The sequence below is a fragment of the Actinoplanes sp. ATCC 53533 genome (assembly GCF_003947245.1).
This window is the reverse complement of sequence record NZ_QHHV01000069.1, coordinates 50568-63332: the sequence shown is the minus strand read 5'-3', so window position 1 is coordinate 63332 and position 12765 is coordinate 50568. Positions and strand designations below refer to the sequence as shown.

The following is a 12765-nucleotide window of genomic DNA, read 5'->3' as shown; positions in this document are numbered from 1 at the left end:
AAATCTGAGGAGCACCGTGGCACGCCGCCTGTTCACCTCCGAGTCGGTCACGGAAGGCCACCCGGACAAGATCGCTGACCAGATCAGCGACGGTATTCTCGACGCCCTGCTCACGCAGGATCCCCGCAGCCGCGTCGCGGTGGAAACGCTGATCACGACCGGCCAGGTGCACGTCGCCGGCGAGGTGACCACGCAGGCGTACGCGGATATCCCGGCCATCGTCCGCGAGACGATCCTGGGCATCGGCTACGACTCGTCCAAGAAGGGCTTCGACGGCGCGTCCTGCGGCGTGAGCGTCTCGATCGGCTCGCAGTCGCCCGACATCGCGCAGGGTGTGGACAGCGCGGTCGAGCTGCGCGAGGGCAACTCCGAGCACGTGCTCGACGCCCAGGGCGCCGGCGACCAGGGCATGATGTTCGGCTTCGCCTGCTCCGAGACCCCGGAGCTCATGCCGCTGCCGATCGCGCTGGCGCACCGCCTGGCCCGGCGGCTGTCCACGGCCCGCAAGGACGGCACGATCCCGTACCTGCGCCCGGACGGCAAGACCCAGGTCACCATCGAATACGACGGCCTGCGCCCGGTGCGGCTGAACACCGTCGTAGTGTCCTCGCAGCACGCGGCGGACATCTCGCTGGAGTCGCTGCTGACCCCGGACGTGCGCGAGCACGTCATCGGCCCGGAGCTCGAGGGCCTCGACCTCGACGTCGACAACTACCGCCTGCTGGTCAACCCGACCGGCCGCTTCGAGATCGGCGGCCCGATGGGCGACGCCGGCCTGACCGGCCGCAAGATCATCGTTGACACGTACGGCGGCTACGCCCGGCACGGCGGTGGCGCGTTCTCGGGCAAGGACCCGTCGAAGGTGGACCGCTCGGCGGCATACGCGATGCGCTGGGTGGCGAAGAACGTCGTCGCCGCCGGCCTGGCGGAGCGCTGCGAGACCCAGGTCGCGTACGCGATCGGCAAGGCGCACCCGGTGAGCCTGTTCGTGGAGACCTTCGGCACCGAGAACGTGCCGGTGGAGCGGATCGAGAAGGCCATCAACGCCGTCTTCGACCTGCGCCCGGCCGCGATCATCCGCGACCTGGACCTGCTGCGCCCGATCTACCAGCAGACCGCCGCGTACGGCCACTTCGGCCGCGAGCTGCCGGAACTGCTGTGGGAGAACACGGACCGCGCCCAGGACCTGAAGTCCGCCGCGGCCTGAGCTTGGTTTCGCCGGGAACGGGTGCCCCGACTTCGGTCGGGGCACCCGTGCTCTTTCCCGCCGAAGATGTCATACCCGGGCGCCAGAATGTGCGGGTGAGGGCGGCAAAATCGAAACCCGACCGCGAGCCGGCAGCCCGGCTCCCGGTCGCCCGGGTGAGCGTCGAGGTGCCGCTGGCGCATCTGGACCGCCCGTTCGACTACCTGGTCTCGGCCACCGACGACGAGGCCGCGCAGCCGGGCGTCCGGGTCAAGGTCCGCTTCGCCGGCCAGCTGGTCAACGGCTTCCTGCTGGAGCGCGCGGAGTCCAGCCCGCACGCCGGCAAACTGGCCTATCTGGACAAAGTGGTCTCCCCGGAGCGCATCCTGGACCCGGAAGTGGCCCGCCTGGCCCGCGCGGTCGCCGACCGTTACGCCGGCAATCTCTCCGACGTTCTGCGCTTGGCCGTGCCACCCCGCCACGCCCGCGTCGAGGCACAGGCCACACCGGCTCCCGATGCCGCGGCGCCGGTCGGGGCCGCCGAGGCCGCGACTGCCACCGGCCCGCCGCCGGTGAATGGTGGTTCGTCGGTTGGGTCTGGCGTGGGGTCGGTGGGCGGTGGGGTGTCGCCGTTGGCAGCTGATTCGGTGAGCGCTGGATCGTCGCTTGAGTCCGGCGAGCGGTTGGTTGGTGGGTCGGGTGCCCACGCGTTGGATGCCGATTTGTCCGTTGAGTCTGGTGCACAGCCGGGCGGCGGTGGGGTGTCGCCGCCGGCGAGCGATTCGGCTGGCCCGGCGCGGACCGCCGTTTCAGCCGAGCCGGGTGCGACTGCCGCCACCGGGCCCGACGCCCCTGACCCCTCCGCCGGGGCGCCTGTCCACGGGTGGGGGATATATCCGGCGGGCGCCGCCTATCTGCACGCCCTGGAGCTGGGCAAGCCCGCCCGAGCCGTCTGGGCCGCCCTGCCCGGGGAGGACTGGCCGGCGCGGATCGCCGAGGCCGCCGAGGCCACCGTGCGGGGCGGCCGGGGTGTCGTCATCGTCGTCGCGGACGCGCGGGATCTGGAACGACTCGACAAGGCCCTGACCAGAGCGCTCGGGGCCGGGCGCCACGTGGCGCTCAACGCCGCCGCCGGGCCGGCCGAGCGATACCGCCGGTTTCTCGCCGCCAGCCGGCATCGGGTGCCGGTCGTCGTGGGGACGCGCGCGGCGATGTTCGCGCCCGTCGCCGACCTTGGCCTGGTGGTCATCTGGGACGACGGGGACGACCTGCACGCCGAGCCGCGAGCGCCCTATCCGCACGCCCGGGATGTGCTGCTGACCCGTGCGCAGCTCGCCGGGTGCGCCGCGCTCGTCGGGGGCTTCGCGCGCACGGGTGAGGCCCAGCTCCTGCTGGAGACCGGGTGGGCCAAGGAGATCGTGGCGAGCCGGGACACGCTGCGGGCCCGCAGCCCGGCCATCGCACCGACCGGAGACGATCCGCAGCTCGCCCGCGACCCCGGCGCGGTCACCGCACGCCTGCCCAGCCTGGCCTGGCAGGCGGCCCGGGGCGCGTTGCAGGCCGGGACGCCGGTGCTGGTCCAGGTGCCACGCCGGGGCTATCTGCCGTCCACCGCGTGCGCCGAGTGCCGCACTCCCGCCCGGTGCCCGCACTGCTCCGGGCCGCTCGGGCTCGCCGGTTCGCGGGACGTGCCGGCCTGTCACTGGTGTGGGCGGGCCGCGGCCGACTACGCGTGCCCGGCCTGCGGCGGGCGGCGGCTGCGGGCCTCGGTGACCGGCGCCCGGCGCACCGCCGAGGAGCTCGGCCGGGCGTTCCCGGGATATCCGGTGCGCACCTCGGGCCGGGACGAGATCCTCGACACCGTGCCGGCCGAGGCCGCGGTCGTGGTGGCCACGCCGGGCGCCGAGCCCGTCGCCGAGGGTGGCTACGGGGCGGTGCTGTTGCTCGACACGTGGGCGCTGCTGTCCCGCGCGGATCTGCGGGCCGCCGAGGAGACGATGCGCCGCTGGCTGTCGGCCGCTGCCCTCGCCCGGCCCGGCCCAGCCGGCGGCCGGGTGGTCGTCGTCGCCGACGGCTCGCTGGCGCCGGTGCAGGCGTTGCTGCGGTGGGACCCGGGCTGGTTCGCGGCCCGCGAGCTCGCCGAACGCCGCGAGCTGGGCTTCCCACCCGCGGCCCGGATGGCGAGCGTGACCGGCAAGGCCGAAGCGGTGGCCGAGTTCCTCGCCGCGGCCCGGCTGCCCGAGGACGTGGATCTCCTCGGTCCGGTCCCGGCCGCGGACGACCAGGAACGCATGCTGCTGCGCGTGTCCCGCGGCCGCGCGGCGGCGCTGGCCCGAGCCCTGCACGAGGCGGCGGCGGTACGCAGCGTGAAGAAGTCACCCCACCCGATCCGCATCCAGGTGGACCCGGCCGAGCTGCTCTGAGCCTGCGGCGACTGCTCTGGGCCGCGGGGACTGCTCTGGGCCGCGGGGACTGCTCTGAGTGTCCGGTGTGTGCTGTCAGCAACCGATCCCCATGCCGTCAGCGACCGATCCCCGTGCTGTCAGCGACCGATCCTCGTGACAGCGCCCATGAAGGCGAGTCGTCGGACCGTTTCCCCACGAGGCTAGGCGGCGGTCCATCACGCGGGCACCACGTCCAGCGCGCGGACCCTGTTCCAGATATCGGGGTTGTGTACCACTGGGTGACCATTCCGTCCCATAATCTGGCACCTAACCTCCCAGATCACTCATCCCCCCAACTCGGCGCGACCTTGATGAGCCGGGACTTCGAGCACACCGCAGGTCTCCAAGATCTACCGAAGCGGCCAATTCCTTTCGGATAAAGACGATTTAACGGGATCAAACGCTCGCTGGGTCGGGAGATCATTCCGTGGCCAGCTTGGCGCTGAAGCCGAGTAGTGCCGTCCCGGTGGCCGCGTCGAGCGTGCGCCGGACGTTGCGCCGGGCCAGCAGCCGGCGGGCCCGGGTCAGGCCCGTGACCACCACCAGCAGATACAGCAGCGACAGCACCGCGTGGCTCAGTGCCAGCACCAGCAGCGCGCTCAGCGGCGCGTCCGGGCCCAGGAACTGGGGCAGCACCGCCAGGTAGAAGACCAGAACCTTGGGGTTGGTGATGTTGGACAGGAAACCCTGCCGCCACCCCGCCCCCGGACCGGCGGCCGAGTCGGCCTCGGCGTAGCGGCCGGCCAGCGCCGACCGCAGTGCCTGCACGCCGAGGTACGCCAGGTAGCCGATGCCCGCCCACTTGATCGCCTGGAACACCGGCTGGGCGCGGGTGACGAGCGCACCGAGGCCGGCCGCCGCCGCGAGGCCCTGTACCGCGTTCGAGCTGGCCACCCCGGCCGCGCTCCACGACCCTCGGCGGCGGCCTCCGGCCAGGGTGTTCTTGGTGATCACCGCGAAGTCCGGGCCGGGCACCAGCACGAGCACGACCGCGAAGATCAGGAACGAGCCGTACGTCGACCACGTCATCCGCCGACCGTAACTCCGGCGGCAGGGCGTCGCAGCCCGCCCTGCCGCCAGGGTGGCTCAGGGCAGGACGCGCGGATCCGGGTGCAGCGACGACGGCAGCTTCACCGTGATGAACTCGTTGTTGTCGGCCACGCCGGGCGTGCGGCCCGCCGAGCCCGGGAAGTTGTTGTCGTTGAGCACCGCCAGCGTATGGCCGTCCAGCAGGGCCACGTCCTCGATCGTCTGGAACGGGAAGCGGAAGACCTTGCCGAAGCCTCCTACGCCGCGCGGGTTGGCGATCTTCAGCAGGTCCACCACCAGGGTCTTGTCCATCGTGCCGTCGTGGTCGCGGTCGCGGCGGTCGGCCAGGTAGATCCGCTTCACGGCGGCGGCGTCGCCCTGGGCGCCGTCGCGCTCGATCACCAGGAAGCGGTTCGCGTCGACCGGGATCGCGTCGCCGATCGCGTGCGACGGCGATTCCAGGCGGTACGTCCAGCGCTTGCCGGTGTAGCCGCCGCGCTCGCGGTCGAATTCGTTGAAGCGCAGGTCACCGGGCTGGTCGCCGGCGACCGTGCCCTCCAGCAGCGGGTACAGGTAGCGGCCGTCGGGGGAGTGCGCCATGCCCTCGAAGCCCTTGCTGCTGCCCAGGTTCGGGTTGCCGGCCGGGTTCTCCGGCGCGCGTACCTCCGGCAGCGGGATCGGCGCGGTCAGCAGCCGGCCGCCGCGGTCGAAGTGCAGCAGCCACGGCCCGAACTCGTCGCCGATCCACAGCGAGCCGTCGCGGTCGCGCACGATCGACTCGACGTCGAAGTCGGCTCCGGTCAGCACCCGGTCCGCCCGGACCAGCGGGAACGGGACCTTGGCGGCGGGGTCGGTCAGGTTGATGCCGCCCAGCACATCGACCCGGCCCGTCGCCGGCACCGGGCCGATCTTCTGGATGCGCAGCAGGAAGTCGGCGCTGTTGGCCTTGGTGCCGAAGCCGTTGTCGGAGAGCACGTCGTAGGTGCCGTCGCCGTTCGGCAGCACCCCGGAGAAGCCCTGGACCGGCTGGTCGGCCCAGGGCGCCGCGATGCCGTTCACCGGCGCGGTGCCCAGCGCCGCCCCGGCGGGCTCGCTGCCCGGCACGAACGTCAGGGCCGGCAGGGAGGCGAAGCCAGTCAGCGTAGGAACGGCGGCGGACTGGGCCGCTGAGGGCGCGGCCACGAAGCCGAGCGCCAGAACGAGCAGGCCGACGCCGGCCGTACGGGATGCATTTCGTCGCATGAGGGCGGACGGTAGTGAACCCGCGTGAACCGTGATCGACGCGGACATGAAGTCGGAGGGCCCCGGCTCACGCTGCGCGGATGGGCGGCGCCGGGCGTCCGGCCGGGCTCCGTAGACTAGGGGTGCACGGCAATTTCTGTGAGCAGTCAGGAGTGGCACCCGCGTGACCGTCCAGCCCATCCGTCTGTTCGGCGACCCGGTGTTGCGTACGCCGGCCGACGCCGTGGTCGACTTCGACAAGGAACTGCGCCGGCTCGTCCGGGACCTCACCGAGACGATGCAGGACGAGGGCGGCGCCGGATTGGCCGCGCCCCAGCTCGGGGTGGGCCTGCGGGTGTTCACGTTCCACGTCGACGAGGTGGTCGGCCACATCGTCAACCCGGTGCTGTCGTTCCCCGACGCCGAGGAGCAGGAAGGCCCGGAGGGCTGCCTGTCGATCCCCGGCGTGTACGTCGACACCAAGCGCCGCCAGCACGTCGTCGCCCAGGGCTTCAGCGAGCACGGCGACCCGCTGCAACTGGTCGGCACCGGCCTGATGGCCCGCTGCGTGCAGCACGAGACCGACCACCTCGACGGGGTGCTCTTCCTGGACCGGCTGGACGCCGCCGCACGTAAGGACGCGATGAAGCAGATCCGTGCCGCCGAGTGGTACGACGCCGGCGCACCGCCGACGGTCAGGACGAGCCCGCACGAGCGCGGCATCTTCGGCCTGGGGCGGTGACCCGATGCGCCTGATCTTCGCCGGCACCCCCGAGGTGACCCTGCCCTCGCTCGATGCCCTGGCCGCGTCCTCGCACGAGATCGTCGCCGTCGTCACCCGCCCCGACGCCCCCGCCGGGCGTGGCCGCCGCCTGGTGCGATCCCCGGCCGGCGCCTGGGCCGACGAGCGCGGCATCGAGGTGCTCACCCCGCAGCGCCCCCGCGAGCCGGAGTTCCTGCAGCGGCTGCGGGAGCTCGCCCCGGAGTGCGTGCCCGTGGTCGCCTACGGCGCGCTGGTGCCGCCGAGCGCCCTGGAGATCCCCAAGCACGGCTGGGTCAACCTGCACTTCTCGCTGCTGCCGGCGTGGCGTGGCGCGGCGCCCGTGCAGCACGCCGTGCTGCACGGCGACGAGGTCACCGGCGCCAGCGTGTTCGAGCTCGAGGCCGGGATGGACACCGGGCCGGTCTACGGCACGCTGACCGAGCGGATCCGGTCCGTGGACACCTCGGGTGACCTGCTCACCCGGCTGGCCACCGAAGGTGCCGGCCTGCTGGTCGCCGTCCTGGACGCGATCGAGGCGGGCACCGCCCGGGCGCAGCCGCAGCCCGCCGACGGCGTGTCGATGGCTCCCAAGATCACTGTCGACGACGCGCGGGTCCGCTGGGGCGACCCGGCGTTCGCCGTCGACCGGCGCATCCGCGCCTGCACCCCGGCGCCCGGCGCCTGGACGACCCTGCGCGACGAGCGGCTCAAGCTCGGCCGGGTCCGCCCGATCGCCAACGGCGCCGCCCTGGCCCCCGGGGAGCTGCTCGTCGAGCGCACCCAGGTGCTGGTGGGCACGGCGACCACGCCGGTGATCCTCGGCGAGGTCCGCGCCGCCGGAAAAAAAGCCGATGGCGGCCTCCGACTGGGCGCGTGGCCTGCGCCTCAACCCGGGGGAGACCCTCGCATGATCAACTGCACCGAACCACGCCTACCTGTGGCGGTCCGCGACCGCGACGGCGACGGCACCGAGGCACGCCTACCTGTGGCGGTCCGCGACCGCGACGGCGACGGCACCGAGCCACGCCTACCTGTAGCGGTCCGCGACCGCGACCGCGACGGCACCGAGCCACGCCTACCTGTGGCGGTCCGTGACCGCGACGGCCAGGAAAGCACGCGGAAGACGGGCACAGCATGACGGACGAGAGCAAAGCCGATCAGCCGCGTGGCGAGCAGCGCCGGCACAGCGCCGATCGGCCGCACAACGCCGGCCCGCGCCGCCCCGGCGGCCCCGGACAGGGCCGGGATTCCAGCCGCGACAGCCGTTCCGGGCGGGCTCCGCGAGCGGGTCGCCCGCCGTCCGACCCGGCCCGGCAGGCAGCGTACGAGGCCATCGCCGCCGTGCACCGCGACGACGCCTACGCGAACCTGGTGCTGGGGCAGATCCTGCGGGAGATGCGCCTGTCCGGCCGCGACGCCGCGTTCGCGACCGAGCTGACCTACGGCACCCTGCGCGCCCTGGGCACCCTGGATCTGATCATCGCGGACGCGTCCGGCCGGGAGGTTGCCCGCATCGACCCGCCGGCCCGGGACGCGCTGCGCCTCGGCGCCTACCAGCTCCTGTTCACCCGGGTGCCCGCGCACGCCGCGGTGAATCAGACCGTCGACCTGGTCCGCGCCGTCGCGCCCGCCGCGCACGGCTTCGCCAACGCGGTCATGCGCGGCATCTCGGAGACCAGCCTGGACGACTGGCTGACCAAGCTCGCGCCCGACTACGCCGAGAATCCCGTCGGCAACCTGTCGGTGGTGCACAACCATCCCGAGTGGATCATCCGGTCGTTCGCCGAGGCCCTCGGCGGCGACCTGGAGGACACCGCCCGGCTGCTGATCGAGGACAACCAGCCGCCGGCCGTGCACCTGTGCGCGCGACCCGGCCGGGCCGACGCGGTCGAGCTGGCCGACGAGGTCGAGGGCGTGCCCGGCGCGTTCTCGCCGTACGCGGTCTATCTCAACGGCGGTTCGCCCGGCGACCTCGCCGCCATCCGGGACGGCCGCGCCCACGTGCAGGACGAGGGCTCGCAGCTGGTGGCCGCCGCGCTGCTGGCCGCGCCGATCGAGGGCCAGGACAACCGCTGGCTCGACCTGTGCGCGGGTCCGGGCGGCAAGGCCGGGCTGCTCGGCTCGATCGCCGCGCTGCGCGGCGCCGAGGTCACCGCCGTCGAGGTCGCCGACCACCGGGCCCGGCTGGTCGAGCAGGCCACGGGCGGGCTGCCGGTCACGGTGCTGCCGACCGACGGCCGTACGGTCGGACGCGACCCCGACCTGCCGGAGGAGGGCTTCGACCGGGTGCTGGTGGATGCACCGTGCACCGGGCTGGGCTCGCTGCGCCGGCGCCCGGAGTCGCGCTGGCGGCGCACCCCGGCCGATCTGCCGCCGCTGACCCGGCTGCAGCGTGAGCTGCTCGTGGCCGCGCTACGGGCCGTGCGTCCCGGCGGGGTCGTGGCCTATGTGACCTGCTCGCCGCACATGGTGGAGACCCAGGTGACCGTCAGCGAGGGCGCCCGCCGCAGCGGTGTGGAGGTCGACTTCGTGGACGCGCGGCCGCTGCTGCCCGCGGGCATGCCGAAGCTGGGCCCCGGACCGACGGTGCAGCTGTGGCCGCACCGGCACGGCACCGACGCGATGTTCCTGGCGGTGCTGCGCCGGACCAGCTAGCGGCGGTCGATCTCCCGGACGGCATGACGCGGGCGCGAGCGGGCGTGAAGTCCTTGTTCACTTTCTCGGCCGACATGGTCCGGTATAAAGAAGGACATGGATGTCATCGGGGCAGGATTCGGACGGACGGGCACACTCAGCCTGAAGATCGCACTCGACATGCTCGGCCTGGGGCCGTGCCTGCACATGGTGCCGCTGCTGGACGACCCGGACCGGGCGACCCTGTTCCACCGGGCCGCCGAGGGCGACCTCGCGAGCCTGGAAAAGGCGTTCGAGGGGTATCGCTCCACGACGGACTGGCCGGGCACGTACTTCTGGCGCGAGCTGACCGCGCGCCACCCGGCGGCCAAGGTCGTGCTGACCGTCCGGGACCCGCAGCGGTGGTACGACAGCGCCCACAGCACGATCTTCCAGGCCGCGTCGAACGCGCCCGACAGCACGGACGACTCCGTGGTGGCCGGGCTCGGCGCGCTCCGGTCGATCGTCTGGGACGGCACCTTCGGCGGCCGGTTCGCCGACCGCGAGCACGCCGTGCGGGTCTTCACCGAGCACAACGAGGCCGTCCGCCGGGAGCTCCCGGCGGACCGGCTGCTCGTGTTCGAGGTGGCGCAGGGCTGGCAGCCGCTCTGTGACTTCCTGGGTGTCCCGGTGCCGGAGGCGCCGTTCCCGCGGACCAACGACAGCGCCTCCTTCCTGGCGCGCGTCCAGGAGCGGCACGAGGCCGGCAAGCTGTAGCGCTCAGTCCACCGGCAGCACGGAGGTGCCCGCGTCCTTCAGGGAGCGGGCGAAGGTCCGCTTGGCGAAATACACGAAGCAGCGCACCCGGCGCTCGCCGGAGAGCCACTCGGTGCGCGTCGGGTTGTAGGAGATCCAGCCTGTGCGGTACTGCATGTCCGAGTCGTCCGGCAGCTTCGCGAACTCCGCGATCACGGTGCGGCAGCCGGCCGCGCTGCGCTCGGTGCCGGACTCCAGCGCCGCGTAGGTGATCTCCGGGGCCCGCCACAGGCCGGCGAACTCGGCCCGGTGCGGCTGGTCGCAGGCCACCGGCCGCATCGTCGTCACCGTCTCGCCGTCGACCGTGGGGCTGAAGCAGCCCAGCTTCAGCGGCGACGCACCGGCCAGCTCCCCGGCCAGGCTGCCGGTCCGGCTGGTCCGGCTCTGCCCGTCGAGGTCGGCGGTCGTGACGTCGCAGCGGAACCAGCGCGCGCCGCCGGACCAGCCGGCCTTGGTCGGCCACACCACCTGCACCGCGACCCGGGCGGTGCGCCACGACCCGCCGAGGTAGTCGGCCGCCCGCTCCGAGCATTCCCGGAAGGCGGCCTTGGCCCCGGCGCTGCCGGCGGCCGGCACCACGTCGGCGTCGGCCGCGGTGCCGACGTGGTATGTCTCGGAGACGTGCAGCTCAGCGCACTCCACGGGCCGGTAGTCGGCCAGCGGCGCGATCGCCGTCAGCGCCTCGTGGCACTGGCCGGCGACGGGCCGGAACGGCGCGGGTGACGAGGGCAGCGCCCAATCGTCGATCAGGTCGCCGTCGGTGCCGGACGGCGGCGCACCGGAGCAGCCGGCGGCGAGCAGCACCGCCAGCAGAACCGCCGTGCCCCGCATCTCAGCCCCCCGGACCCGTAAGACCACCCTGCCGCCGCCCTCGACCGGACGAGGCCCGTCCGACCACCCCGCCGCCGCCCTTGACAGGACTGAACGCCGCGCTTCATGAGTATCCCGGGCGGGGGCAAACAGGCCATACACTTCAGCGGTGGAGTCATCGCCGATCATCGCCCCCAGCATCCTGGCCGCGGACTTCGCGCACCTCGCCGCCGCCGTGCACGACATCGAGGGAGCCGCGGACTGGGTGCACGTGGACGTCATGGACAACCATTTCGTCCCGAATCTGACCATCGGACTGCCGGTCGTGCAGAGCCTGCGCAAGGCGACCGCCATCCCGTTCGACGTGCATCTGATGATCACGGATCCGGAGCGCTGGGCGCCCGGATATGCCGAGGCGGGTGCCTACAACGTGACCTTCCACGCGGAGGCCTGCGAAAACCCGGTGGCCCTGGCCAAGACGCTGCGGGCGGCGGGCGCCAAGGCCGGCCTGGCCATCGACCGGGACACGCCGGTCGAGCCGTACCTGGAGCTCCTGCCCTATGTGGACACGGTGCTGATCATGACCATCAAGGCGGGTTTCGGCGGGCAGAAGTTCATGCCCGAGATGCTGGAGAAGGTGCGCGACGTGCGCCGCCGGATCAAGGCCAAAAACCTTGAGGTACGCCTGGAGGTCGACGGCGGCATCGCGGACGACACCATCGAGCAGGCCGCCGCGGCGGGTGCCGACGCGTTCGTCGCGGGCACCGCGGTGTACGGCGCCGAGGACCCCGCCGAGGCCTGCCGCAGGCTGCGCGCCCTGGCGCAACGCTCGACGGTGCACGCATGAGCAGCGCCGGAGTGGTGCGCGGCAAGGTGGAATCCACCGCCGCCGAGCCGGAGGACCGGCCCGACCTCATCCTGGTGGTCGACGACGACGAGGACATCGCCAGCTTCGTGGCGTTCAACCTCAAGGTGCACGGCTTCGAGGTGATGCGGGCCCGCGACGGCCAGCACGCCCTCGAGGTGATGGAGAGCCGCCGCCCCGACCTGGCGGTGGTCGACTGGATGATGCCGAACATGAACGGCGTCGAGCTGACCCGCCGGCTGCGCGCCGAGCCGCTCACCTCGGCGCTGCCGGTGATCATGCTGACCGCCAAGGGGATGACCGTCGACAAGGTGGTCGGCCTCACCGCCGGCGTCGACGACTACCTGGTCAAGCCGTTCGACACCGCGGAGCTGATCGCCCGGGTCTCCTCGACGCTGCGGCGCAACAAGGAGTTCCGCGAGGTCTCCCCGCTGACCGGGCTGCCCGGCAACGCCCGGGTGCGCCGCGAGATCGTGGACCGGATGAAGACCGGCAAGGACTTCGCGGTCGGCTACATCGACATCGACCGGTTCAAGAGCGTCAACGACGTGTACGGCTTCGACCGCGGCGACGAGTTCATCACCGCCCTGGCCGGCAGCCTGCACCGCGCGGTCGCCTCCACCGGGCGCCCGCCGGTCTTCCTGGGCCACATCGGCGGCGACGACTTCGTCTTCATCTGCATGCCCGAGCAGGTCCTGCCGCTGACCAAGCGCACGGTGACCGACTTCGAGTCCGTTGCCGACCAGCTCTACGACCCCGAGGACGCGCAGCGCGGCTACATCGAGGTGCCCGACCGGCGCGGAAACAAGCAGCGCGCCGCCCTGGTGACGCTCTCGATCGGGGTCGCGCAGGCCACCGCCGAGGGCCGCCGCTTCGAGGACGCCCGGGTGGTGGTCGCCGTGGCCTCGGAGATGAAGAAGGTCGCCAAGAGCCAGCCGGGCTCGTTCGTGGCGATCGACCGCCGCCGCGCGGATTCGGAGGACCCGGAGGACCCGTCGTCCGGCGTGGGTCTGTGATG

Annotated in this window: 11 protein-coding genes and 1 pseudogene; 9 read left to right on the top strand and 3 right to left on the bottom strand. The window is 72.8% G+C overall.

The genetic code is table 11. The annotated features are described in order from the left end of the window. The first annotated feature begins 16 nt into the window (after positions 1-16). The gene (metK, locus tag DMB66_RS23500) at positions 17-1207 is read left to right on the top strand and encodes a methionine adenosyltransferase (protein ID WP_125806286.1); all 1191 of its coding nucleotides are present in this window, start codon (positions 17-19) and stop codon (positions 1205-1207) included. 95 nt (positions 1208-1302) lie between these two features. Further along, entirely contained in the window at positions 1303-3609 is a 2307-nt protein-coding gene (locus tag DMB66_RS23495; protein ID WP_370319032.1) for a primosomal protein N', read from the top strand. 441 nt (positions 3610-4050) lie between these two features. Here DMB66_RS23495 and DMB66_RS23490 read toward each other — a convergent pair whose 3' ends face one another. Both DMB66_RS23490 and DMB66_RS23485 read right to left on the bottom strand, forming a co-directional pair. Further along, positions 4051-4659, bottom strand: coding sequence for a LysE family translocator (locus DMB66_RS23490; protein ID WP_125806284.1), 609 nt, complete (start codon positions 4657-4659; stop codon positions 4051-4053). A 57-nt stretch (positions 4660-4716) separates the two neighbouring features. Continuing rightward, positions 4717-5901 carry an esterase-like activity of phytase family protein gene (locus DMB66_RS23485; RefSeq protein ID WP_125806283.1) on the bottom strand — a complete coding sequence of 395 codons (1185 nt, stop codon included), beginning with the start codon at positions 5899-5901 and terminating at the stop codon, positions 4717-4719. A gap of 163 nt (positions 5902-6064) precedes the next feature. Between DMB66_RS23485 and def the strand changes: the two genes are divergently transcribed. From def to DMB66_RS23460, 5 genes and pseudogenes are all read left to right on the top strand, one after another. Further along, on the top strand, positions 6065-6622 hold the full coding sequence (def, locus tag DMB66_RS23480) for a peptide deformylase (protein ID WP_125806282.1): 558 nt from the start codon (positions 6065-6067) through the stop codon (positions 6620-6622). Positions 6623-6626: 4 nt separating this feature from the next. After that, positions 6627-7554: pseudogene (gene fmt / locus DMB66_RS23475) on the top strand (methionyl-tRNA formyltransferase). Then, the gene (locus DMB66_RS23470; RefSeq protein ID WP_125806281.1) at positions 7551-7781 is read left to right on the top strand and encodes a hypothetical protein; all 231 of its coding nucleotides are present in this window, start codon (positions 7551-7553) and stop codon (positions 7779-7781) included. Before fmt ends, DMB66_RS23470 begins: the two are co-directional and overlap by 4 nt. Beyond that, positions 7778-9298 carry an RsmB/NOP family class I SAM-dependent RNA methyltransferase gene (locus DMB66_RS23465; protein ID WP_125806280.1) on the top strand — a complete coding sequence of 507 codons (1521 nt, stop codon included), beginning with the start codon at positions 7778-7780 and terminating at the stop codon, positions 9296-9298. Before DMB66_RS23470 ends, DMB66_RS23465 begins: the two co-directional genes overlap by 4 nt. A 96-nt stretch (positions 9299-9394) precedes the next feature. Continuing rightward, the gene (locus DMB66_RS23460; protein WP_125806279.1) at positions 9395-10033 is read left to right on the top strand and encodes a sulfotransferase family protein; all 639 of its coding nucleotides are present in this window, start codon (positions 9395-9397) and stop codon (positions 10031-10033) included. A 3-nt stretch (positions 10034-10036) separates the two neighbouring features. Here the strand turns inward: DMB66_RS23460 and DMB66_RS23455 are convergent, their stop codons facing one another. Beyond that, positions 10037-10903, bottom strand: a complete 867-nt coding sequence (locus DMB66_RS23455) for a septum formation family protein (protein ID WP_158647337.1) — start codon at positions 10901-10903, stop codon at positions 10037-10039. A gap of 148 nt (positions 10904-11051) precedes the next feature. Here DMB66_RS23455 and rpe point away from each other — a divergent pair, with 148 nt between their 5' ends. Beyond that, positions 11052-11729 (top strand): ribulose-phosphate 3-epimerase, encoded by a 678-nt coding sequence (gene rpe / locus DMB66_RS23450; protein WP_125806277.1) that lies wholly within the window; start codon positions 11052-11054, stop codon positions 11727-11729. Further along, a complete protein-coding gene (locus tag DMB66_RS23445) occupies positions 11726-12763 on the top strand; it encodes a response regulator (protein WP_125806276.1) in 1038 nt (345 codons plus the stop codon). The genes rpe and DMB66_RS23445 overlap by 4 nt, the downstream gene beginning before the upstream one ends. Positions 12764-12765: the final 2 nt, after the last annotated feature.

What these genes read in the sequence shown, in the direction of transcription:
- DMB66_RS23460 (WP_125806279.1), top strand. Translation starts at nt 9,395, where the DNA reads ATGGATGTCATCGGGGCAGGATTCGGACGGACGGGCACACTCAGCCTG.
- DMB66_RS23465 (WP_125806280.1), top strand. Translation starts at nt 7,778, where the DNA reads ATGACGGACGAGAGCAAAGCCGATCAGCCGCGTGGCGAGCAGCGCCGG.
- DMB66_RS23455 (WP_158647337.1), bottom strand. Translation starts at nt 10,903, where the DNA reads ATGCGGGGCACGGCGGTTCTGCTGGCGGTGCTGCTCGCCGCCGGCTGC.
- DMB66_RS23490 (WP_125806284.1), bottom strand. Translation starts at nt 4,659, where the DNA reads ATGACGTGGTCGACGTACGGCTCGTTCCTGATCTTCGCGGTCGTGCTC.
- DMB66_RS23485 (WP_125806283.1), bottom strand. Translation starts at nt 5,901, where the DNA reads ATGCGACGAAATGCATCCCGTACGGCCGGCGTCGGCCTGCTCGTTCTG.
- DMB66_RS23445 (WP_125806276.1), top strand. Translation starts at nt 11,726, where the DNA reads ATGAGCAGCGCCGGAGTGGTGCGCGGCAAGGTGGAATCCACCGCCGCC.
- DMB66_RS23470 (WP_125806281.1), top strand. Translation starts at nt 7,551, where the DNA reads ATGATCAACTGCACCGAACCACGCCTACCTGTGGCGGTCCGCGACCGC.